The organism is Bifidobacteriaceae bacterium (assembly GCA_031281585.1).
Lineage (GTDB): Bacteria > Actinomycetota > Actinomycetes > Actinomycetales > WQXJ01 > JAIRTF01.
This window is the reverse complement of record JAITFE010000031.1, coordinates 15258-37393: the sequence shown is the minus strand read 5'-3', so window position 1 is coordinate 37393 and position 22136 is coordinate 15258. Positions and strand designations below refer to the sequence as shown.

Here is a 22136-nt window from a genome sequence, read left to right as displayed (position 1 = left end):
TCCCCGAGCCCGCGCCGCTAGCTCGCCCGGTATTCCGCAATGTGGCGCAAGAAGTTTCCGTAGCCTTCACGAGCCGCCAACGTGGGGCTGACGGCACCGGCGTTCCAACCGAGGATTGCTGGGCGTGCAAGCAGCGCGATCATCTCCGATCCCTCATCAGCCTCGACGCAGAGGTCGGTCAGGACTTGAGCACGAGCCTCGCCGGACGGAGTAGCGGCCCCGGCCTCGATCAGTCGATCCAGTTCGTCCGACCCGCGCATGAAGACGCTGGAGAATCCAGCCAGGTCAGGGCTCCACCAGCGGGTCACCATGGAAGGATCGGCGTACCCGGCGTACCAGTTCAAAGCCAAATCGAAATCGGACGGGTCCCCGTAAACCTTGGCGGAGTAGGTCGCGAAGTCGTATTGCTCGATCTTCGTAGTCACCCCGATTCGCGTTAACTGTTGCTGCATCACCTGGGCCATTTCCGCAAGCACCGGCTCATCCGTGTATACGATCAGGTTCACGTCCAGACCGCCGATTGCGTCGATCACCGCTTTGGCGCCTTCAATGTCCGCCCGTGCGGATGGCAACTCGGCCGGATCGCAGGCGTCCGGCAACGAGGCCGGGGTCACGCCTGTGGCACCGGACTGGTTGTTGAAGACCAGTTCGTTCAGTTGATCGCGGTCTACGGCGGCGTTGACGGCGGCCCGAACCGCCGGGTCTGCGAGTTTCTCGTTGGACGAACGCGAGTTGACCACCAGATAGTAGAAGTCGGTGTTCCGCTGCGCTGCCGAAGTCAGGCCGGCGGCCGACAGTTCGCCCACCGAATCCACGGAGTTGAAGATGGACAGGTCCGAATTGCCGTTCTTCAAACTCGCTACCCGCGCGGTCTCCTCGGCAACGATGTCTAGGCGCAGCGAGGAGACGCCCAATTCGTCTGCGTAATGCGGATTGAGCGAGAAATCCCAGTATTCGTCCTGGCGGTGCTCATCCACAACGAAGGGGCCGGTCCCCAGCATTTCGGTGACCGGGTCGAATTCGCCAGCCTCCAACTCCGCGATCGGGAGAACTGCCGCCGGGGTGTTGGCCAGCGCCGGCAGGAATGGCGTGTAGGGACTCGCCAGGACCACCGTGACCTCATGCTCACCGGTCACACTGACCGAGGTGATCGGCCCGAGTTGGGCTGCCCAGACGTTTTCGCTGTTGCGGAGACGGTCAAGACTGCCGACCACATCTTCCGCGGTCATGGTCCGGCCGTTGGAAAAAGTCGCGGCCGGGTCAAGCTGAAAAACGTAGGTGACATCATCTGGCCTTGACCAAGAGAGCGCCAGTCCCGGCACCGGGGAAAGGCTTTCATCGATGTTCACAAGGGTTTCGTAGACCAGACCTTCAATCATCCACGCCCGTGCCACGGTCGCTGCGGCCGGGTCGAGGCCGCCAAGTTCGGCGGCGTCGTAATCTAACTGAACGGTTAGCTGTCCGCCTGAAGGAGCCTTGGGATCGACTCGAGCGATGAATGGCTCTTCGGCACCAGGCGTCGTGATCGTGGCACCGGACCCACTGGGGTTCGGTTCGCTTGGACCGGAGCAGCCAGAGACCAAGGCGATGGCGACTGCGCCTGCCGCGCCAAAGGCGACGAGGGCTCGTGGATGGCTCATATGGGGCTCCTCTTGAGGCATAGTTGGTGCTAACTGGAGCCGGAACGTTCCGGCACAGGTCTGATGCTAACCACATCGCGGGGGCAAAAGGAAGAACAAACGGCGAATGGCAACACAGAATTAACACGCAGTACACTTGGGCCATGTCACGCCCCCGCCGCGCGACCCTCGTTGACGTCGCCCAACGCGCGGGAGTCAGCGTTACCACCGCTTCGGACGCCTTGACCGGCCGAGGTCGGGTCGCGCCTCGAACCCGCGAGCGAGTGGCTCAAGCCACCACCGAATTGGGGTATGTGCCGAACAGCGCGGCCCGGCACCTGCGTGGAACCTCCACCGGAGTCATCGCCTTGGCGCTGCCAGAGGCGCTCAACCGTTCCAGCTACTACATGTCCTTCGCCTTCGGCGCACTGGCCGAAGCGACCCGCCACGACTACGACCTGGCGATCGTCGCCGATCTGTCCGCACGCGCAGGCCTCAGGCCGTTGCGCGCCGACGGCCTGCTCATTTCCGACCCTCGCGTTGACGACCCCTTCATCGCCGCCCTGGCAGGCTCGCCGATCACCGTCGTTACCTGCGAACCGGTGCCGGAGGGACCAGCGCCGGACGGCCTGGTTTGGTCGCGCCACCGCGAGGCAATTCACGAGTTGATGGACGAGGTGGCCGCCAGCGGCGCCCGTCGGCCTGCCCTATTGGCCTGCGAGGGAACCGTCGAATGGTCCCGCCAGGTGGCATTGGGATACACCGAATGGTGCCGCGACCGCCGCTGCGAGCCGCTGACGGCGACTCTGCCCTATGAGGCGACTTGGGCACAGATGCGCGAAACTGCGGCCGACCTGCTCGCCAGGCATCCTGACATTGACGCGTTGGTCTGCGGCCCGGACGGCTCAGCCGTCGAAATCGCCTCGGTCTTGGCTCTGGCCGGCCACGAAATAGGGCGCACCCTTGCCGTCGCAGCCTGCGTCGACTCCGACCGCTTGGAAATGCACAACCCGCCGATCACCGCGATCGACGTGCGCCCACGTGAGGCAGGCGCCACCTGCGCCCGTCTCCTGTTCGACATAGTGGCCGGAACGGCACCGGCCAATACCCAGGTCGAGCACGCCGTCCGCGTGGTCCGCCGCGCCTCCACGGCGCGCCTGCCGGCGTGATCAGAGTCCTTCATCCACGCGTCGGCTGGGCCCCTGTCCGTTTCTCCCCGAAGCGAGCCGAAAACCCCCGCTTCAGGGAGAAACGGACAACCACGCCCGATGCCGCCAACCCGCCCTACGGCATCGTCGCACGTCAGCGGACCAGACCGTCAACGCGCCCAACCCACGCCTGTCCGTTTCTCCCCGAAGCTAGCCGAAAACCCCCGCTTCGGGGAGAAACGGACAACCGCGCCCGATGCCGCCAACCGGCAACACGGCATCGTCCCAGGTCAGCGTGCCAGACCGTTAACGAGCCCAACCCAGACCTGTCCGTTTCTCCCCGAAGCGAGCCGAAAACCCCCGCTTCGGGGAGAAACGGACAGCCGCCAGGTGAGGTTGCGGGAAAGGAACTGCGGGGACATGCGGCGGAGGCACGGCGGGCGCGGGATCTGCCGGGTGGCAGGGTGGCGGCGGCGTGGGAAGGGCAGCGGCCCCCATCAGTCGCCTTCGGCGCCCTGGCTCAGGATCTCATCAAGTTGGCGGCAGGAGGGCAGCGGCTCAATCGTCGCGGCCGGGTCGAAGCCGATCTCCTCGGGGGCTCGGAGCGAGACGAACTCGGAGCCGAGGATCGCGTCCACCAAGGTGCCCTCGCGCCGGTCGATCGTGATGATGGTCCCCTCGGGGAAGAATTCCAGGAGCGTGTAGGCCTGGTTGACGCCTTCGCCTCCGGCCACCAGCCTGGCGACGCCCTCATAGGGCAGGGCGTTGCCCGTCGCGGGTCCGGGGAAGCCCTGGGCGGCCAAGGCCTGGGCGGTGTTGCCGGCCAAGCCGTCCTTGTTGGTGCCGTTCAGAACCTTGACGGTGACCGCGGTCACGGCCGGATAGGTCGCGCCGGCCCCGACCGGGCAGGGCGCCATCTGCGCCTGGGGGCTTTCGGTGGGCTTGTACTTGAAATCGTCGTTGAACATGGGCTGCAGTTGGCCCGTCCACATGCCGATCGCCCAGGCCGCCACCACGATCAGCCCGCCGACCAGCAACGAATAGATGGTCGCCTGGCGCCAGCGCAGATGCTGGCGGCGCGACTCCGGGGTGCTAGGAGCCATCGGCCTGACCTCCGTCTGCCGGCCCGGTTTCCAACTCGTCCAGGTTCAGCACCCGCGCGTGCAGGGTGCCCCGGCCCCGCAAGGCCGCCCGCACCGCCCGGTGCAGCCCGTCCTCCAGATAGTAGGCGCCCTGCCAGTAGACCACGTGGGCGAACAGGTCCCCGTAGAAGGTCGAATCCTCGGACAGCAAGCTGGCCAAGTCCAGCGTCGACTTGGTGGTGATTAACTCGGCGAGGCGCACCTGGCGGGGTGGAACCCGCGACCATTGCCGCGAGGACACGAATCCGTGATCCGGATACGGCCTCGAGTCGGCGATGGAGCGGAAGATCACAATCGGCTAGTCTACGTAATCCGCGCCCGCGCCGGGTCCTTCACCGGGGCGATATAACTGATGCATGGCTATCAAAGTCGATTTCCGATCCGACACGGTCACCCAGCCCTCCGAATCGATGCGCCGCGCGATGGCGGCCGCCCCCACCGGCGACGACGTGATTGACCGCGATCCCACCGTTGCCGAACTGGAAGCCCGCACAGCGGCGCTGTTGGGACAGGAAGCGGGTCTTTTCATGCCGTCCGGCTCCATGTCCAACCTGGTCGCGTTGACCACGCACCTGGGCCGCGGCGAACGCTTCCTGGCGCCCAGGCACGCCCACGTGCTGTCTCACGAGTTGGGCACCGCCGCCTGGATCGCGGGCGGCATCCCCCTGGAGCTCCCCTGGTCCTACGCCCCGGGGGTGCCCGCCCCGGCCGATATTCAGGCCATCGCCGCGGAGGAGTCCGCCCAACCCGCCTACTACGAGTTGATCACGCGCCTGGTCTGCCTGGAGAACACCCACAACCACGCCGGCGGCCACTTCATCCCTTGGCGTTTGGCCCGCCAGTTGTACGATGCCGTCCACCAAGCCGGGTGGGCCGTCCACGTTGACGGCGCCCGCCTTTGGCACGCCGCCGCCGCCCAGTGCGTCAGCCCCGCCGAGGCTTTGGGCCAACCAGACACGGTCAGCGTCTGCTTCTCGAAGGGCCTGGGCGCGCCGGTCGGCTCAATGCTTTGCGCCTCGCGCGCGTTCGTTGAGCGCGCCCGGCGCTGGCGCAAAGCCTTCGGCGGCGGGCTCCGCCAATCCGGGGTGCTGGCGGCGGCCGCGCTGGTGGCTTTGGAGGAGGAGCTGCCCCGCATTGACGAGGACCGGCGGCGGGCGGCCGAATTGGCGAGCGCCCTGCGGGACCTGGGACTGGTGGCCGAGGAGCCGCCCACCAACATAGTGATGGCCGAACCAGGCCCGGACGCAGGCTTCACGGCGACTCAGCTCGCGAAGGCGTGGCAGGAGGCGGGGGTCGGCTGTCTGACCATGGGGCCGGCCGTCCGGCTGGTCACCCACCGGGACATTGACGACGCGGCGTTGGCGGACGGCATCGGGCACCTGCAAGAGGCGACCCAACGTCTGCGGCGGGCCGGGTAACCCGGCCGTTCTAACCGCGGGCCGGGGCCGGGGAAGACGCCGCGGGCTTGGGCGGCGGGCCGGAAGACAGCTTCAGGGTGATCGTGTTGCCGGGGTAGGACCAACTGGAGGGGTCCTGCTCCGCGACGGTGCCGGCCGCGTATTTGTCGGAGGCGACCTTTTCTTTGGCGACTTCGACCTTGAAGTTCTCGGTTTCCAGCTTCTTCTTGGCGTCCTTGGGGCTGAGTCCGAGCACCGACGGCACCCGGATGGGGTTGCCCACGTCGAGCTTCTTCGGGACCGGGCCGAACGTCAGCTTCTCCGTGCCTTCCAGCACGTTGGACATGAAGTGGCTGAAAACGGGGGCCGACAGGTCGCCGCCGAACGCTCCGGAGTAGTACCGGCCGCCGATCGTGCCCCGCAGGACCTTCTGCTCTCCGGGGTAGCCAGCCCAGATCGCCGCCGCCAACTGCGGGGTGTAGCCGCAGAACCAGGCGGCCTTCGAATCATCCGTGGTGCCGGTCTTGCCCGCCGTTTGACGGCCGTCCGTGATCCTCGCGGCCGTGCCCGTGCCGCCGGCGACCGCAGACCGCAAGGCGAAGCTGACGGCGTTGGCCACCCCTTCGTCAAGGACCCGGCGGCATTCCCGTTCCGGGAGCGCGATTTCCTCGCCGGAGGCGTCCGTCACCGACTTGATCGAGGTTGGGGGACAGTAGATGCCGCCCGAGGCGAAGGTGGCGTACGCGCCCGCCATGGACAGCGGGGAGACCTCGTTGGACCCCAAGACCATTGAGGGGAGCACCTGCCACTCGTTGCCGTCCGCCCGCTGCACGCCCATCGCCGCGACCAGGTCGCGGACCTCGCACAGATCGAGTTTGCGCAGCATGGCCGCGTAGGAGGCGTTCATTGAGCTAATGGTCGCCTGGAGCGCGGTGTTGTTCTTCCTGGCGCCGCCTGACACCGGCCAGTCCTCGACCCAGACCGTCCCGCCGTCCATGCATTTGGCCGGCCAGCGGTCCTTGACGTAGTGGTTCTTCGAGCCGTCGAACGTCTCCCGCAACGCGTGGCCGGCGGTCAGCCACTGCGCCAAGATGAAGGGCTTGAAGGTCGATCCGGGCTGGAAACCGGAGGAGCCGCCGTACTTGAGGTCCACGTTGTAGTTGACGGCGGTCGTGGTCGCATCGTCCGTCTGGCCGCCTTTGTAGTGGCGGTTTTGGGCCATCGCTTTGATCTCGCCGGTGCCGGGCTCAACCGCGGTCAAGGCTTGCGCGACCCCCGAAGGGTCCCCCATTGGCACCTTGGTCTCGATCGCGTTCATCGCGTCGTTCTGCATCTTCAAGTCGATTGTCGTGGTGATGTGGAGGCCGCCCCGTTGCAGCAAGGCGCCCCGCGTCTCGGAATCCTCTCCGAACGCCTCCGAGCGGAGCAGTTCCGCCACCACGTAGTCGCAGAAGAACCCGGCGTTCAGCGCGTCCGCGGCGTCGCAGCTGGCGGGGGTCGGGTGGATGTCGAGCGATTCGGTCACGTCGACGGCGATCGCCTCGTCGAATTCCGCCTGCGTGATGTACTTGTCGCGGAGCATGGCGCGCAGCGCGTCGTCCCGGCGAGGCTTGTTCGCCTCCGGGAACTGCTCCGGGTCCAGGCCGTTCGGCTTTTGGGTGATCGCCGCGATCGTGGCCGCTTGGACGGGGGTCAGGTCCTTGGCGCTGACGCCGAAGTAGTAGTTCGCGGCCGCCTCCACGCCGTAGAGCGACGGGCCGAACTGCGCGATGTTCAGGTAGCCCTCGAGGATCCTGTCCTTGCCGTACTTCTTTTCCAGTTCGACGGCCATCTTGGCCTCGCGGAGCTTGCGGCCGTAATTGACCTCGATGGCCGCGTCGGCGGCTTCCTCGTCGCCCTCCAGCGCCGCCTTTTGGATGAGGGAGTTCTTGACGAACTGCTGGGTCAGGGTCGAGGCGCCTTGGACGTCGTCCTCGTTGACCGAGTTGTTGATGAACGCCCTGGCCATGCCTTGGACGTCCACGCCCGAATGCTCATAGAAGCGCCGGTCCTCCAAGGCGATCACGGCGTGCTGCATCGGCTCGGAGATGTCGTCCAGGCCCACCACCACGCGGTTTTGGGCGTAGAACGTGGCGAGCAGAGTGGTGCCGTCTGAGGCGTACATGTAGGAGCGTTGCGACAGTTCCGGCATTTGAAGTTCCGCGGGCACCGCGTCCAGCACCTTGGTCCCGGTGTCCGTCGCCACGTCGGCGATCGCCACGACCGGGAGGAACAGCGCCGACGCGAGAACCCCGCACGCCAGCGAAATCACCATGAAGCCGGCCAGGCCGACCGTCCATTTGCCGCCCATGCGCAGCGCTCGCTTAACCACGGGATACAGAGTACGTGAGCACGGCCCCCGGTTCATCCGCCTGTGGTGGGAACCTCACCGGGCCCCGCGCCCCCGCCGCTTCATGTGTGTCCCCGTCGTTCAAAGAAATGACCGTCCCCGGTTTGAATGGTGGGGACAGTCGTGGGCGTTTTTGGAGGTTAACGACGGGTGCCCGATGCCGTGTGGGCGCCTCCGCGACCTCGGTCACGTTGGCGGCCCCGCGGCACCGGGCGCCTTGTTGTTGGCGGGTTAGTTGGGCTTGCCCTTCTTGAAGCCGGCCCGCAGGCGCTCGCGGTTGACCGCCGCGATCGCCACCAGCGGAATGTTCGCCGGGCAGGCCAGCGCGCATTCGCCGATCTGCGAGCAAGGGCCGAACTCGTGCTGCATCTGCGTGATCATTGAACGGGCCCGCTTGGCGCGTTCCTCCTTGCCGTGCGGGATCAGGGCCAGGTGGGACAGCTTCGCTCCGGTGTACAGGTACGCCGCGCCGTTCGGGCAGGCCGACACGCACGCGCCGCAGCCGATGCACGCGGCGAAGTCGAGCGCCCGCTCCGCGTCGTCATGCGTCACCAGCAGGGTGTCCGCGTCCGGGGCCGTGCCGGCGTCAACCGAGATGGTGCCGCCTGCCTGGATGATCCGGTCCAGGCCGGTCCGGTCCACAATCAAGTCGCGGACCACCGGGAAGGACTTCGCCCTGAACGGCGTGAAGCGGACCGTCTGGCCGTCCGAGAAGGAGCGGACGTGCTGGCCGCAAGCCGGCACGTTGTCCTCCGGACCATGCGGGACCCCGTTGACGTCCAGCCCGCAGGTGCCGCAAATCCCTTCGCGGCAGTCGGACTCGAAGGCGACCGGGTCCTGGTCGTCCTCGACCAGCTGATGATTCAGGCGGTCGAGCAACTCCAGAAGCGACATTTCCGGCGTCGCGTCGTTGATCTCGTGGGTTTCGAAGCTTCCTTCGGCATCAGGGCCGTCCTGACGCCACACTTCAAGGATCAGTCTCACTTGTAGTTCCTTTGCTGGAGGGGCACGGCCCGGAAGGTCAGAGGTTCGAAGTTGCGGATGGGCCTCGCGCTCGGGTCGCCGGGGTACTCCCAGGCGGAGCAGAAGCACCAGTCCTCGTCGTCGCGCTTGGCTTCCCCGTCGATCTCGTGGTCGGTGCGGAAGTGCGCGCCCGCCGATTCGTCGCGGTCCAAGGCGTCAATGCACAGCAGTTCGCCCAGTTCGAGGTAGTCCGCCACGCGGCCGGCCGTTTCCAGTTCCTGGTTGAGCCGGTCGCCTTCGCCGACCACTTTGACGTCCCGCCAGAACTCCTCCCGCAGCTTGCGGATTTCCCCGATCGCGGTGGCCAGCCCTTCCGGGTCGCGGGAGACCGATGCGTACCGGTCCAAGATGGCGCCGAGCTGCTCGTGGAAGTGGTCCGGCCCATAGGTGCCGTCAATGCTGAGCAGGTGGTCAATCCCGTCTTGCACGTACTTAACGGTGTCCCTGACCGCCTGGTCGCCTGGGTCTAGCGCGGCCTGGCCCAACAGCCCGGCCAGGTAGTTCGGCACGGCGTAGGGCAAGGTGAACCAGCCGTCCACGCAACCGGACAGGAGCGAGTTGGCACCCAGGCGGTTCGCGCCGTGATAGGCCCAACCCGCCTCGCCGCCAATGAACAGCCCCGGAATGGAGGTCATCTGGTCGTAATCCGTCCACAGCCCGCCCATGGTGAAGTGGACCGACGGGGCGATCCGCATGGGGGTCTTGTACGGGTCTTCGCCGGTCAGCTCCTCGTACATGTTGAACAGGTTCGAGTAGCGCTCGCGGATGAGTTTGACGCCCAGGCGCTCAATGCCGGTGCGGAAGTCCAGGTAGACCGCGTTGTGCAGGGGGCCAACGCCGTAGCCGGCGTCGATCCGCTCGCGGATGTTCCGGGACGCCACGTCGCGGGGCACCAGGTTGCCGAAGGCGGGGTAGCGCTCTTCCAGGAAGTAGAAGCGCTCCTCTTCGGGGATGGTGTTCGGGTCGCGGTCGTCTTGCTTCTTGCGCGGCGCCCAAATGCGGCCGTCGTTGCGGAGCGACTCCGACATGAGCGTCTTCTTCGACTGCCACTTCGACATGAGCGGCAGGGCGGTCGGGTGGATCTGCACAAAGCACGGGTTGGCGAAGTACGCGCCGCGCTTGTAGGCCCGCCAAATCGCCGTGGCGTTGGAGTTCTTCGCCAACGTGGCCTTGTAGTAGATGTTGCCGTAGCCGCCGGTGCACAGGATCACCGCGTGCGCGGTCTGCGCCCTGACCTTGCCGGTGACCAGGTCGCGCACCACAATCCCCTGGGCGCGGCCGTCTTTGACGATCAGGTCCAGCATCTCCTGGCGGGAGTGCAGTTTGCACGTCCCGGCCGCCACCTGGCGCGACAGCGCGTGGGCGGCCGCCAATTCCAGCTGTTGGCCGGTCTGGCCCCTGGTGTAGTAGGTGCGGGACACCTGGACGCCGCCGAACGAGCGGGTGGCCAACTGGCCGCCGTACTCGCGGGCGAACGCCGCGCCGATCGCCTGCATGTGGTTGATCACGCGGATGCCCTCTTCGCCCAGGCGGTAGGCGTCCTCCTCGCGGCCGCGGTAGTCGCCGCCCTTGACCGTGTCCTTGACGAACCGGTCGATGGAGTCGTTGTCGACCTTGCGGGCGCGCGGCGAGTTGATGCCGCCCTGCGCGGCGATCGAGTGGGCGCGCCGCGGCACGTCGTGGAATGAGAACACGTCCACGTCGTAGCCCAGTTCGCCCAGCGCGGCGGCGGCGCCCGCCCCCGACAGGCCGGTGCCGACCACGATCACCTTGAACTTGCGCCGGTTGTTGGGGTTGACCAGGTTGTAGTGCAGTTTGCGGTCGGTCCAGGCGTCGCGCGGGTGGACGTCCGGCAGGTGGCCGTCCAGCGGCTTGCCCACTACCCGGAGCCGGTCGATCTCAGTGGCCACTTGGGCGCCTTTCTGCTCGCTAACGGGTGTGTCCGGTGTGGCGTTCATAGCGTTATCCCTCCCGCCAGGACCGCCAACGGAATGGAGGCGTTGCCGATCACAATGATCAGCGCCACCAGGTCCGCCAGGAAGAGGAAGACCAACCGGGTCCGGTGGGCGGTGGCGCCGAAGTCGTTGATGATGGACCAGATGCCGTGGCTGAGGTGGAACGCGATCACGACCATCACCACCACGTAGAAGACGGCGACGGACGGCCGCTGGAAGGAGTGGACCAGGTTCGAATAGGCGTCTGCCACCACCTCCCCGCCCTCAAGGGTGTAGGTGGGCCTCGTGGAGAACTCCTTCGAGTCCACCACCCGCCCTATGGTCAGATCCAGCAGGTGGAAGATGATGAAGCACAGGATGATCAGCCCGGACCACAACATGGTCCGACCGGTCAGGTGGTGCTTGGTGGCGTGCACCTTGCGGGCGTGCCGTCCCCGCAGCCGGTGCGCCCTGATCCACAGCGTCAGGCCGGAGTAGACGTGCAGGCAGAGCGCGAGCGCCATGACGGCGCGGAACGCCCACAGGAAGGTCGAGCCCGGCAGCAGCGGGTTGAGCAAGGTCCTCAGCCAGTGGGCGTACTCGTTGAAGTGCCCCTGCGGGTCGTCAGGCAGGTAGACCTTGAGGTTCCCCGCCAGGTGAAACAGTAGGAACAGGACGAAGATCGATCCTGTGGTGGCCATGATGACTTTCAGCACCCACGTCTGCGGACGGGGCGGCGGCGAGGTGGCGGGCCGTTTCGCCACCGGGATCTGATCGATGTCAGACCGCTCTTGAATCCCTGAACTCACTCAGAACCTCCAGGCGCCACTCGTGTACGAACATGAAACTAGGCATACGCCGTGCATCCAACTTACCCCATGAATCAACCCCAGATTTTCACAAGATTCCGCCAAAATAGCTGGTCAGCACGCAGTTTTCGCTACGCTCGTGATGCGTTATTCGGGTTTTTCCCGGTGCCCGATGCCGTCCGCCCGCCTACCAGCCCGCCGTGAAACCATCCCTCACCCGACCAGGGCGACCGAAAAGTTCTTTCAACGTTCGCCGGGCGTTGGCCCGCAGTTTCCCCGCCGTTCACCCACGACCAATAGCTTCGTGGACGTGACAGTCGACACGCTCCCGGCGGCGCCCAAGGCCCAGCCGGTCCCCGCAGCCCAACCGGGCCCCCAAGCCCTCGACGGCGGCATCATGGAGGCGATCCGGGCCGCCGTCCAGACCATGACGCAAGCCGAGCAGCGGGTTGGGCGTTGGGTTCTCCACCAGCCTGGCGACGTGCTTCGCCTCTCCGTCACCGAGACCGCCCAGGCGGTCGGCGTGTCGCCGGCCACGGTGGTCCGCTTCTCCCAGAGCCTCGGCCTTCGCGGCTTCCAAGAACTCAAGCTGAGACTGGCGGGCGAGGTCCTGGGACAGGATCAACGCCTGCCGGAACCGGTGGACGCGGGCGACGGCTACCGCGACATCACCGTCAAGGTGCTGCGGGGCGGCGCCGAGGCCCTGATCGAGGCCAGCCGCTCCGTTGACGGCGAGGTCTTGGAGCGGATCGCCTCCGCGGCGGCGCGCGCCCGGCGCATTCTCCTGGTCGCGGTCGGCACCTCCGCCCCGTTGGCCCAGGACGCCGCCTACCGGCTGACCACCGCCGGGCTCTGCGCCATGCACCTGCCAGACCCGCACGCCCAGCATGTCGCCGCCGCGCTGACCGGACCCCAAGACCTCTGTCTGGCGATCAGCCACACGGGTTCCACCTTCGAGACGCTGGCCGCGATGCGGGCCGCGCGCGAGGCCGGCGCCCAGACCGCAGCGGTCACCAGTTTCGCCCGCTCGCCCCTCACCGAGTTGGCGGAGCTCGTCGTGGTGGGCGGCTCCCGCGAGACCGCGCACCGAATTGAGGCCCTCTCCAGCCGCCTGGTCCATTTGTCCATTCTGGACGCCCTCTTCTCGCTCGTGGTGGTTGAGAACCCCGGCACCGCCCAGACGGTCAAGCGCACCCAAGACGTGATCGTGGAACACAGGCTCTGAGGCTCCCATGTCCACCACCGTCCGCGCTCCCTCCCCAGCCAAAGAAGATGGCGGGGACCTCCTGCGCCTCGGCGTGCTGACCGACCTGCACCTGGCCGCAGCCGGGTCGCCCCCCGCAATGTGGAACAACCCGATCCACTTGGGCAAAGCCTTCGACCTCCTGGACTTGGCGCTCGACTGGCTGGATTCACGGGTCCACGCCGCGCTTGTGCTGGGCGACCTGGCCGACCGCCCCGACCCGGAAATCTACGCCCAGGCCGCGCGGCGGCTCGCGGCTCTTGCCCGACCGGTCTATGTGGTGGCCGGGAACCATGACATGGCGTGGCCCGGCCCGGCGGAGCCTTCGGTGATGGCCGAAGCGCTGACGGCGGCGGGCGGGCCTTTGCGGATGTTCGGCGCGACCCGCCTGGGCCGCCATACGCTGGCCGCTGGCGAACTGCGGGCGGACGGCGCGGGCGGCCATGTGGACGCCGGGACGTTCCGAACGTGGCCGTACCGGACGGCATCGGGCACCGAATCCGGCGCCGGAGGCCTCTTGATCTGGGCGTCGCACTTCCCGGTGCTGAGCGTCAGGCGGCGGGTCGAGGGCTGCGGCTGGCTCTACGCCGGCGACCTGGCCAACTTGTCCGCGGTCGAGGCGGCGCTGCGGCGCTGGCCCGGCCCGGTGCTGGCCCTCACCGGCCACCTGCACGTGCGCACGCACGCCATCAGCGGCAACATCCTCCAACTCAATCAAGCGGCGCTGGCGGAAAGCCCCCATGACGTTGCCCTTGTGGAGCTTGACGCATCCGGCGGCTCCCTCCGCGCCACGAGGTACTGCCACTCCGTGGCTCGATTCGAACCTTGCTTGGAGACCACGATCGATCCGGCGGTGACCGCCTTCACCTGGAACGGCCGCCGCTGGCGCGCCTCAACGCGGGGCAGGCGCCAAGGCGCTGCGCCGCCAGCACGGACCCCCGCGCAACCGCCGACGCGGACCGCCCAAGGCGTCCCCACACTCACCACCACCCAATAAGGAAGGGCCAGACCCCATGACTTCGCCAACACCAAGCTCACCCGCCACCATGACCCTGCGGGTGCTCACCTGGAATGTGGAAGGACACGCCGGCGACGATTCGCGGCAGAACGCGCTGAGGGACGCAATCAAGTCGGCTGACCCGGACCTGGTCTCGCTCCAGGAAGTCCACCGAGACGACAAGTACGACCAGTTGGGACACTTGCTCAGCGCGACCGACTTGACGGGTGTACATGATTCGGATGTCATCCAAGGCGCCTCGGCAGGCACGGCCCTCGCGAGCCGCTGGCGACCGAACCGCGTGGTCGGGACAATGCTCCCAGGCGACCCGACCATGCCGGCGCCCAACGCTTTGGCCGCCGTGATCCCCTTGCCGATTGGCGTGAACATTCTGTTCGTGGCCGTCAAGCCATACTGGCCGTTGAACGGCGAAGCCTTGCGGTGCCGCGATGCGCTCGCAATCGCCGACTTGGAGTCGACGCTGCGCCAAGACGCCCCCTCAATAATCGCCGGGGACTTCGACGCGATGCCGGACAGCGACTGCATGCAGTTTTTCGCTGGACGCAGAGTGTTGGATGGGCGCAGCGTTCACTATCTGAACGCCTGGGACGTGGCCGGGGATGGCGGTCCGGGCCACACTTGGACCACCGAGAACCCGCGCGTCGCCGCGTTCGTCGAGTCGGGGTTGATTGAACCGGTCCACCACCGGCGGATTGACCACATATTGGTTCACGGCCCGGAAGGGCATGCCATAACGTGGGGCTCAGACTCTCTGCGGGTGAGCCAGCCAGTTCGCGCCGTCGCCACCTCCTGTCAGGTGGTGTTCAAAGCCCAACCAGCCAGCGACCACTACGGCGTGCTTGCGGAAATCGAACTGACAAGGATCGGAGCGTGAGCGGCCGGGGGGCGGTGCCCGCGTCCATTCCGGCCCTGGTGCCGCGCGATCCGAGCGGAGCGCAGTTCGTGCTGTACTCCGACTCGTGTTCGGGTGAGGCAACAGACCCATACGGCAATGGCGCACGCCTGGCACGCAATTCCGCGGTGGTCAGACGGCTCGCTCCGCCGCCTGAATTCATTGCTTTTCCGGGCGACGCGGTGGCGGACGGTTCACGTGATGACCTGTGGGCGTTCTGGCTCGGTTCGGAGATGGGTTGGGTTCAGGACCTGGGCCTCACGATCTACCAGGCCACGTCCAACCACAACACTCCCTCACCAGAGTCCTACGGCGTGTACCGTAAGCACTGGGCCGACCGGCTCCCACGGAACGGCCCAGCAGGCCAGGAGACTCTGTCCTATTGGGTGCGCCACGGCAACTTGCTCTACGTTTCGCTGCACCAACCGGACGTGGCCGCTGAGCCCGATTCGCAGCCGGTTCGCGGCCTCACCGGCCTGGAGGCCGCCTGGCTAGAAGATGCGCTCGCTGCGGGATACGACGCAGAATACGTTTTTGTGGCCGGTCACTATCCGGTTTTCCCGGTCAACGGCTATTCGTCCCTCCCCTGGTGCTTCGCTCCTGGTGCGCGAGCCTCGCTCTGGGACATCTTGGTACGCCATGGCGTGACTGCCTATCTGTGCAGCCATGTTTTAGCCTTCGACGCTCAGGTTCACCGGGGCGTACTTCAGCTAACGGCCGGCGGCGCCGCAGGAGGCGACCCCGCAACGGACCACCCGGCAATTCCGCACGGCATGATGCCCGGGCCGCAGGAGTATCCGCACGTCGCCCAGTTGGCGGTGGACGCGCAGGGCCTCCGCTGCCAAGTGCTCGATTTCACGGGCACAGTCCGCGAACACCTCGCCTGGCCGCCCCCGGACTTGGGCGGGCACCTCGAACAAGCCCCGACCACAGACTTGGCGACCTTGGAGCCAGGTGAGATTCTGCACCTTCGCCTCCGCGAGACTGGCGACCTCTCTCAACTGGTCAATGCCGGCTTACGCCCGAACGCCTATGCCGAGGCCGTGAAATGGCTCGAGTCCAGCGACGGCGCCTTCGCGGCCGGTTTCGACTGCGCTAGCCACCGCCTATTCGTGGACATAGACCTCGGCGCGGCGGCATTTCGCGGCGCCGCTGCGGCTTCTGCTCCGGCCGACCGGTGCCGTTGGCACGGCCCGGCGCTGGATTTGGGGCAGGCGGCGCAGATCGAATTGCTGTTCGACCCTCGGTTGGGGCCCGGTGGCCTGCTCTGGCGGCTCGCCCCGTCCGAGCCTTGGACGTCTTCGTCAACGACCTCAGCCGTCGGCCCCGTGCCTTTTCCCTGGCCCGTCGAAATCGAGCCCACATCCCACCTCCTGGAGCTCGCTTGGGCGTCCAGGGTCCCCCAAGAATGAAGGAGACAACCATGAAGGACCCCGCTTCGCTCATCATTGATCACCCGCATGCCGACCGGTGTTCGCGGCGCCCCCGCCGGGGGCTTCGCGCTCTGGTCCGCGCTTGCGCGGTGACTGCCATCGCGGCCGTTGCCGCCACCAGCCTGGCCAGCTGCGTGGACACCACCACGGCCGCCAACCCGACCAACTCAGCCACAGGCGGCGTGCCGGAGGTCATCCGAATTGCCGCGGAAACTGCCCCGGCGAGTCTGGACACCAATACCTGGCAACCGTTCGGCGCTCAAATTGGGTATCTCTACGGCGGGACCCTAGCACTCCCGGGCTGGGCGGATCAGGGCGACCGGATGGAGTTGGCAGAGTCGGTTTCCGAATCCGCTGACCGCCTGACCTGGACCATCAAGCTCAAGCCAGATCTCAAGTTTTCAGACGGCTCATCCTTGACCGCCCCAGACGTGGTGGCGTCATTCGAACGGCTGCGGGCGGGCCCCATGACTTGGACGGTCAAGTTCCTGCAAGACACCGAGGGGATCAAAGCGGTCGACGACTCGACTGTCGAGGTCAAACTGTCCCGACCGCACACCGACTTCGCCAAACAGATCGCGGAGCCCTACGCCCTGATTTTCCCCGCCGCAGGCCTGGCCGAGGGCGACTCGTTCTTCGAGCATCCCATCTCGGCGGGACGCTACTCCATCGAAACGATGGATGTCGCAAACGGACGGTTCGAACTGACCGCGAACCCCAACTACTACGCAGGCGAACAGCAGGTGAAACGGATCGTGATCACCAAGGTCCCGGAGGCGGCGACACGCCTGGCCCAATTGAAGAACGGCGAAATCGACTTCATGGACAACATCCCCGGATCTCTCGCCTCGCAGCTCACTGACGGCATGCGGCTGGACCCGGCGTGGTGGCCAGGCAGCTTCCACGGCTACCTGTACAACTTCAACGATCCAGTGATTAAGGACGCCAACGTCAGGCGGGCGATCGACCTGGCGGTTGACCGCGAGCAAATGGCCGAATTGGTCTTGGGCGGCGCCGACTTCGCCCGCCCGCTCTACGGCATTCCTTGGACTGTGACCGGCGAGCCGCCAAACGTTCAGCCCTTCGCCCGCGACCTGGACGAGGCCAAGCGATTGCTGCGAGGCACCGTCTGCGAAGACGGTTGCTCCGTCAAGCTGATTAGCTGGTCGGACAACACCTGGCAGCGGAACGCCTCAGCGACAGCCCTGCAAGAACAACTCAAGGCCATCGGAATTGAGGTTGAAATCGTTCCAGTCACATCCGCAAACGGCGATGAAGTTATGGCGAGAGGTGATTTCGGCCTCACGCTGGCGATCGCACAGTATTTTGTGGACAGCCCCAACTACATTGGCCAGGTAATGCTGGATCCATCTTCCCTGTACGGCGAATCGTACAGTCCCGGATTCAGCCAGAGCGCCGAAGCCGCCACCCTGACGGAACTGATGAACCAGTTCCGGGGCGCGCGTGAGGCGGAATTGCCCGAGTTGATGGCAACTGCCGATCAGTTCCTGGCGGACAATTCGCTGATTCTGCCGATGGCAATGTTGAGCACCACGGCGGCCACCTCCCTGCCGGAGACGGTCATCACCAACATCTTCGGGCTTTATTACGTGATCCCATGATCGACACAACTGAGGTAACCGCCCCGCCGAGCCCTTTGAGGGCGCGGTCTGCGCACGCGAGCATCCGGCCTTGGAGCTGGACGCTGCGAGTCGGGCGGCCACTGTTCCAAGCGGCTTCTGTGGCGCTCGGCGTCATGGTGGTGACGTTTTTCTTGATTCGGTTCGCCCTGGAGGATCCCGCAGTCGGCCGCGCCCGCCAAGTGACGCTGTTGTTGAGCGTTCCACCCGAGTTGGTCGAGCAAATGCGGCAGGATCTGGGCATTGAGGGCAACTGGATACAACAGTTCGGCGTCTACCTCCTCGATCTACTGGGCGGAGACCTGGGCGATTCCTACCAATACTCAGAGTTGTCGGTGGCCCAGCTGGTTGGCGCCGGGCTAGGCACAACCCTCATGGTTGCCGTTCTGACCGCGGCAGTCTCATCCGTCCTGGGCATAGCCCTCGGCCTTGCAACCGGCACCAAGGCGGGCCGTTCTTTTGACCGCTTGATGCGGGGAGCCTCAACCGTGGCCATGTCGGCACCGAGCGCGCTGATTGCCCTGGCGCTTATCCTCTTGCTGAGCGTCCGCCTGGGGTGGCTGCCCGCAGGAGGCTGGGGCGACGGGTATCCGGAGAACTTCCGCTACTTGGTGCTGCCAGTTGCCACTCTCTGCGTCTGGTACACACCAATGATCCTGCGAGTGGTCCGCGAACGGGTCGCGTCCGTCATGGCGGATGGCCACATCGAAGCCGCCCGGGCGCGGGGCCTCTCCCCCTGGCGGATCACATTGGCGCACGTGCTCCCGAGTTGCGCGTTGCCTTTGGTCACCATGGTCGCGCTGAGCATGGGGGGCCTCCTCAGCGGGGCGGTCATTGTCGAAATCGTCTTCGGGATCCCAGGCATAGGGCACGTCATGACCGGGGCAATCAACACAAGCGATTTCCCCGTTATCCAGGCTTTGACCATTTTCACGGCCTTGGTGATTGTGACCTGCAACATGGCTGCCGAGGTCGCGGGACGCGCGATTGATCCGAGGACGCGATGACGACGACCGCGACTCCGGTCCGGCGGGCGCCGGACCGCCTTGACGGTAGCCGACGGAACATGACCGCGGCCGCCAGCGCGATCCGCCGCTTTGGTAGCGCTCTTCGGCAAGGCGGCGAACGTTCAGCGGGCGCGGCCCTTCTCTTGGCATGCGCAATGCTGTTCATACTGGTGCCGGCCCTGACACGGTCGGATCCGACCAGTTTCGCGGGTTCACCCCTGTCGGCCCCGTCGTGGTCGCACCCATTCGGAACGGACCAGCTTGGCCGTGATGTCTTTGCGCGGGTGTTCGCGGCCGGGATGACGGACCTGACGATCACCGTTGCCTGCGTGGGGGCCAGCCTGGCCATAGGCACTGCGTTGGGGCTTCTCCTGGTCGTTTCCGGCCGCGCAGTCAGGGAGGTAGCGCTCCGTTTGGTGGACGCCTTCTTGGCTATTCCGTACATGCTGCTGGTGCTTCTCCTGGCAGTCGGCGTGGGTGACCGCCTGGCCGTTCCCGGGCTGCCCTCGAGGACTCCGGCCTTGATTCTTGCGATCGTTGTCAGCGGTTGGGCCCCCTACACGCGTTTTGCTGTGGCTCGTGGCCTTTCACTGCGGGAGAGGGAGTCGGTTGTCGCGGCACAGTTGCTCGGTTACGGGCGTCTGCGGATCCTGCTGCGGCATGTCGCGCCGGACGTGGCCTCCACCAACCTTTCATACGCCGCTACTCAGGCCGTGGCGACATTGGGCGGCATCGCCTCATTGGCTTTCCTCGGCGTGGGCATTGGCGACCCCCATCCGGAACTCGGCCAAATGATGCAGCAAGGCATCTCATTACTGCCGGTGGCCTGGTGGATTTCGCTGATTCCAGGACTGGCGATCTTGGTGTTGGGCACCGGATTCGGGTTGATCGCCGACTCGTTCGGCCAAGACTCAGGAGGGCAGAAATGAACGCGCATCACCCAGTGCTCCAGGTGGAGAACCTGCATGTGCGAATAGGGCGGGCGGCGGTGTTGAACGGCGTAGGCTTCGACGTCGGGCCTGGCCAGGCCGTCGGCCTTGTCGGCGAAACGGGCTGCGGCAAGTCCATGACCGTGCGGGCAGTGGCGGGACTCCTGGGGCGGATCGGGGGCGTCGTCACCAACGGCTCGATCCGCTTGAACGGCCAGGACATGACGCGGGCCACGGCCAAGGAATGGCGCGCCCACCAGGGCCGCACGGTCACGGTGGTGCCGCAAGCTTCGCTCTCCAGCCTGGATCCCCTGCGGCAGGTCAGACGGGAAATGGCCGAGACAATCCGGCACCATGACCGCCGCGCGAACGTGGCCGCGCAAACCGCCAAACTGCTCGAAGCCGTCCACCTGGAACCGAGCCAAGAGTTACTGTGCTCCTACCCGCATGAGCTCTCGGGTGGCATGCGCCAGCGCGTGATGATTGCTCTGGCCTTGGCTACCCGTCCGAAACTACTGATCGCGGACGAACCGACCACGGCGCTCGACGCATCGATACGGCGTTCAGTGTTGGACTTGCTGACTGAATTGCGCCGCGACGTGGGGCTTGGACTCCTGTTGGTCTCACACGACATTGGCGCCATCGCCGCCGCCACCGGCCAAGTGGTTGTGATGTACGCGGGTGTGGCAGTCGAATGCGGTCCAACCGCCGAGGTGCTGGCCGCCCCCGCGCACCCCTACACCCGTGCCCTACTGGCTTCGTTGCCCGAACGAACCGCGCCCGGCCGTCCCCTTCCAGTGATAGAGGGACAGCCCCCGGAACCGACCTGGCTGACGAGCGGCTGCAGGTTCGCTCCGCGCTGCCCGGTGGCAACTGCCAGTTGTTCGGACGCCCCGCCGGAGCCCTGCCGCCTTGGCCCCGTCCGGGCGGCGGCGTGCCACGCCCCAGCGACCGACCCCACAGCCGTTGGCGCGGCCGTGTTGGAGACCGCTTCATGAGCGGCCAGGCGGTTACGGTCAAGGCCGAGGATCTCGACTTCAGATTCGGCAATCACCAGGTGCTGCGCAGCGTCTCCCTGACCGCCACACGCACATCTCGCCTTGGGGTTGTCGGCGAGTCGGGCTCCGGCAAGACGACTCTGGGCCGCTTGTTGGTTGGAGCTTTGCCCAGCAGCCATGTCACCGTCAATGGCCGGCCCTGGTCAGTGATCGGGCGACGCTCGCCTCTCCGCAAGGGAGTTCAGATGATTCATCAGGATCCCTACGCCGCGCTCAACGCGCACTTGTCCGCAAGGTCTGCGGTCAGGGAGGCCGCACACGTCACGCAGGGCCTGACCCTGCGGGAAGCCGGGGCCGTGGCGGATGAACTGCTCCAGGCGGTGGGGGTCAGCGCAACCGCCGCGCGGCGGCGGCCTGGAAAGCTTTCAGGCGGGCAATGCCAACGAGTTGCCATAGCTCGGGCGCTCGCCGCCGGCCCGGCTTTGATAGTGGCGGATGAGCCCACCTCGTCACTTGACATCTCCGTACAGGCGCAGATCATCAATCTCCTGGCCGCGCTGAGCCAGGAGCGTCACCTGGGTTTGGTGTTGATTTCCCACGACCTGGCAGTGATTCGGCACGTAACCGAGGAGGTGGTGGTGATGCGCCAGGGCCAGATCGTGGAGGCGGGACGCACGGCGGAGGTCTTGAGCAGCCCCAAGCATCCGTACACCGAGCAACTGGTCCTAACGTCGTTCAGCTCAGCCGAGGGAGCGCTTTGAGGTCCCTGCGGTTGGAAGGCGTCGTTTTTGACCTTGACGGCCTGTTGGTCGACAGCACGGCCGTCTGGGAGGCGGGATTCCAACGCGGCGCGGCGGTAGCGGGCCTGCGACTCACCCGTGCGCAAAGGAAGGCTCTGGAAGGCAGTTCGGCGGAATCGGCCGGGCAGGCGATCGCCACATGGGCCAGCTGTGAAGAGCAAACCGCAGCTATCACCACCGCTGTTGAGGCTGCCCTGCGCGACGGCGCGTTGGTGGCGCCGCCGAGCCTTCTCCCAGGCGCGGCAGGCCTGCTAAACGCGCTCAACGGGCGCCTCCCGCTAGCGATCGCCTCGAACGGACCACCTTCGGTAGTCGCCGCCATGCTCGCCAACGCTGGGCTAGCCGGGGTGTTCCGCCATGTGGTGACCGCCGCAGAGGCCGCAGCCCCCAAACCTGATCCCTCCGTCTATCGGATCGCATGCGAACGCCTGGGACTTAACCCCGTGGACTGCGCGGCGGTAGAGGATTCAGCAGTCGGAGCGGAATCCTCCACGAGAGCTGGGCTTACAACCTTCCTGGTAGGGCCGCAAGCGTTGACGGCGCGGCGAGTGTTGCCCCGGCGTTTGGCGCGGTATGTGCGGACTGCGCCGAGCCTCGCGGATCCTCGGCTGGGCCACTGGTTGCTCGGTGAGCCGGGGCCAGCGCAGGACCGAGGGCTGCCTGCGGCCGCGACGGGGAGGGCCAAGACTTGATGAACGCACACGGGCACTCCCAG

19 protein-coding genes are annotated in these 22136 nt (G+C 66.3%); 12 read left to right on the top strand and 7 right to left on the bottom strand.

Going from position 1 to position 22136, the window contains the following annotated elements; genetic code table 11:
- Nucleotides 1–17 precede the first annotated feature (17 nt).
- Entirely contained in the window at nt 18–1640 is a 1623-nt protein-coding gene (locus LBC97_03335; GenBank protein ID MDR2565090.1) for an ABC transporter substrate-binding protein, read from the bottom strand.
- A 143-nt stretch (nt 1641–1783) separates the two neighbouring features.
- On the opposite strand from LBC97_03335, the gene LBC97_03330 reads away from it, so the two are divergent.
- A complete protein-coding gene (locus LBC97_03330) occupies nt 1784–2788 on the top strand; it encodes a LacI family transcriptional regulator (protein ID MDR2565089.1) in 1005 nt (334 codons plus the stop codon).
- Nucleotides 2789–3264: 476 nt separating this feature from the next.
- Here LBC97_03330 and LBC97_03325 read toward each other — a convergent pair whose 3' ends face one another.
- Together LBC97_03325 and LBC97_03320 are read right to left on the bottom strand one after the other, a co-directional pair.
- The gene (locus LBC97_03325; protein MDR2565088.1) at nt 3265–3870 is read right to left on the bottom strand and encodes a LytR C-terminal domain-containing protein; all 606 of its coding nucleotides are present in this window, start codon (nt 3868–3870) and stop codon (nt 3265–3267) included.
- Nucleotides 3860–4201 (bottom strand): type II toxin-antitoxin system VapB family antitoxin, encoded by a 342-nt coding sequence (locus tag LBC97_03320; GenBank protein ID MDR2565087.1) that lies wholly within the window; start codon nt 4199–4201, stop codon nt 3860–3862. Before LBC97_03320 ends, LBC97_03325 begins: the two co-directional genes overlap by 11 nt.
- Before the next feature lie 64 nt (nt 4202–4265).
- Here LBC97_03320 and LBC97_03315 point away from each other — a divergent pair, with 64 nt between their 5' ends.
- A complete protein-coding gene (locus tag LBC97_03315; protein MDR2565086.1) occupies nt 4266–5327 on the top strand; it encodes a hypothetical protein in 1062 nt (353 codons plus the stop codon).
- 10 nt (nt 5328–5337) lie between these two features.
- Here the strand turns inward: LBC97_03315 and LBC97_03310 are convergent, their stop codons facing one another.
- The 4 genes from LBC97_03310 to LBC97_03295 form a co-directional block, all read right to left on the bottom strand.
- A complete protein-coding gene (locus LBC97_03310) occupies nt 5338–7677 on the bottom strand; it encodes a penicillin-binding protein (protein ID MDR2565085.1) in 2340 nt (779 codons plus the stop codon).
- Between the two features lie 249 nt (nt 7678–7926).
- Entirely contained in the window at nt 7927–8679 is a 753-nt protein-coding gene (locus tag LBC97_03305; GenBank protein MDR2565084.1) for a succinate dehydrogenase/fumarate reductase iron-sulfur subunit, read from the bottom strand.
- Nucleotides 8676–10676, bottom strand: coding sequence for a fumarate reductase/succinate dehydrogenase flavoprotein subunit (locus LBC97_03300; protein ID MDR2565083.1), 2001 nt, complete (start codon nt 10674–10676; stop codon nt 8676–8678). Before LBC97_03300 ends, LBC97_03305 begins: the two co-directional genes overlap by 4 nt.
- Nucleotides 10673–11461 carry a succinate dehydrogenase cytochrome b subunit gene (locus tag LBC97_03295; protein ID MDR2565082.1) on the bottom strand — a complete coding sequence of 263 codons (789 nt, stop codon included), beginning with the start codon at nt 11459–11461 and terminating at the stop codon, nt 10673–10675. Before LBC97_03295 ends, LBC97_03300 begins: the two co-directional genes overlap by 4 nt.
- A 304-nt stretch (nt 11462–11765) precedes the next feature.
- On the opposite strand from LBC97_03295, the gene LBC97_03290 reads away from it, so the two are divergent.
- The 10 genes from LBC97_03290 (at nt 11766) to LBC97_03245 (ending at nt 22113) form a co-directional block, all read left to right on the top strand.
- Complete coding sequence (locus tag LBC97_03290; protein MDR2565081.1) at nt 11766–12686, top strand: MurR/RpiR family transcriptional regulator; 921 nt, start codon at nt 11766–11768, stop codon at nt 12684–12686.
- Nucleotides 12687–12693: 7 nt separating this feature from the next.
- Nucleotides 12694–13701 (top strand): metallophosphoesterase, encoded by a 1008-nt coding sequence (locus LBC97_03285; protein MDR2565080.1) that lies wholly within the window; start codon nt 12694–12696, stop codon nt 13699–13701.
- A gap of 16 nt (nt 13702–13717) precedes the next feature.
- Nucleotides 13718–14596, top strand: a complete 879-nt coding sequence (locus LBC97_03280) for an endonuclease/exonuclease/phosphatase family protein (GenBank protein ID MDR2565079.1) — start codon at nt 13718–13720, stop codon at nt 14594–14596.
- Entirely contained in the window at nt 14593–16026 is a 1434-nt protein-coding gene (locus tag LBC97_03275) for a hypothetical protein (GenBank protein MDR2565078.1), read from the top strand. Before LBC97_03280 ends, LBC97_03275 begins: the two co-directional genes overlap by 4 nt.
- Nucleotides 16027–16037: 11 nt before the next feature.
- Nucleotides 16038–17669 carry an ABC transporter substrate-binding protein gene (locus LBC97_03270; protein MDR2565077.1) on the top strand — a complete coding sequence of 544 codons (1632 nt, stop codon included), beginning with the start codon at nt 16038–16040 and terminating at the stop codon, nt 17667–17669.
- Nucleotides 17666–18694 (top strand): ABC transporter permease, encoded by a 1029-nt coding sequence (locus LBC97_03265; protein ID MDR2565076.1) that lies wholly within the window; start codon nt 17666–17668, stop codon nt 18692–18694. Before LBC97_03270 ends, LBC97_03265 begins: the two co-directional genes overlap by 4 nt.
- A 155-nt stretch (nt 18695–18849) precedes the next feature.
- The gene (locus LBC97_03260; GenBank protein ID MDR2565075.1) at nt 18850–19623 is read left to right on the top strand and encodes an ABC transporter permease; all 774 of its coding nucleotides are present in this window, start codon (nt 18850–18852) and stop codon (nt 19621–19623) included.
- Nucleotides 19620–20621 (top strand): ABC transporter ATP-binding protein, encoded by a 1002-nt coding sequence (locus LBC97_03255; protein ID MDR2565074.1) that lies wholly within the window; start codon nt 19620–19622, stop codon nt 20619–20621. The genes LBC97_03260 and LBC97_03255 overlap by 4 nt, the downstream gene beginning before the upstream one ends.
- Nucleotides 20618–21382 carry an ATP-binding cassette domain-containing protein gene (locus tag LBC97_03250; GenBank protein MDR2565073.1) on the top strand — a complete coding sequence of 255 codons (765 nt, stop codon included), beginning with the start codon at nt 20618–20620 and terminating at the stop codon, nt 21380–21382. The genes LBC97_03255 and LBC97_03250 overlap by 4 nt, the downstream gene beginning before the upstream one ends.
- Nucleotides 21379–22113 carry an HAD family phosphatase gene (locus LBC97_03245; GenBank protein ID MDR2565072.1) on the top strand — a complete coding sequence of 245 codons (735 nt, stop codon included), beginning with the start codon at nt 21379–21381 and terminating at the stop codon, nt 22111–22113. Before LBC97_03250 ends, LBC97_03245 begins: the two co-directional genes overlap by 4 nt.
- Nucleotides 22114–22136 lie beyond the last annotated feature (23 nt).

Excerpts from the sequence above, each read along its gene's own strand:
- LBC97_03265 (MDR2565076.1), top strand. The coding sequence starts at position 17,666 with ATGATCGACACAACTGAGGTAACCGCCCCGCCGAGCCCTTTGAGGGCG.
- LBC97_03255 (MDR2565074.1), top strand. The coding sequence starts at position 19,620 with ATGAACGCGCATCACCCAGTGCTCCAGGTGGAGAACCTGCATGTGCGA.
- LBC97_03300 (MDR2565083.1), bottom strand. The coding sequence starts at position 10,676 with ATGAACGCCACACCGGACACACCCGTTAGCGAGCAGAAAGGCGCCCAA.
- LBC97_03280 (MDR2565079.1), top strand. The coding sequence starts at position 13,718 with ATGACTTCGCCAACACCAAGCTCACCCGCCACCATGACCCTGCGGGTG.
- LBC97_03325 (MDR2565088.1), bottom strand. The coding sequence starts at position 3,870 with ATGGCTCCTAGCACCCCGGAGTCGCGCCGCCAGCATCTGCGCTGGCGC.
- LBC97_03330 (MDR2565089.1), top strand. The coding sequence starts at position 1,784 with ATGTCACGCCCCCGCCGCGCGACCCTCGTTGACGTCGCCCAACGCGCG.
- LBC97_03250 (MDR2565073.1), top strand. The coding sequence starts at position 20,618 with ATGAGCGGCCAGGCGGTTACGGTCAAGGCCGAGGATCTCGACTTCAGA.
- LBC97_03335 (MDR2565090.1), bottom strand. The coding sequence starts at position 1,640 with ATGAGCCATCCACGAGCCCTCGTCGCCTTTGGCGCGGCAGGCGCAGTC.
- LBC97_03315 (MDR2565086.1), top strand. The coding sequence starts at position 4,266 with ATGGCTATCAAAGTCGATTTCCGATCCGACACGGTCACCCAGCCCTCC.
- LBC97_03270 (MDR2565077.1), top strand. The coding sequence starts at position 16,038 with ATGAAGGACCCCGCTTCGCTCATCATTGATCACCCGCATGCCGACCGG.
- LBC97_03260 (MDR2565075.1), top strand. The coding sequence starts at position 18,850 with ATGCTGTTCATACTGGTGCCGGCCCTGACACGGTCGGATCCGACCAGT.
- LBC97_03285 (MDR2565080.1), top strand. The coding sequence starts at position 12,694 with ATGTCCACCACCGTCCGCGCTCCCTCCCCAGCCAAAGAAGATGGCGGG.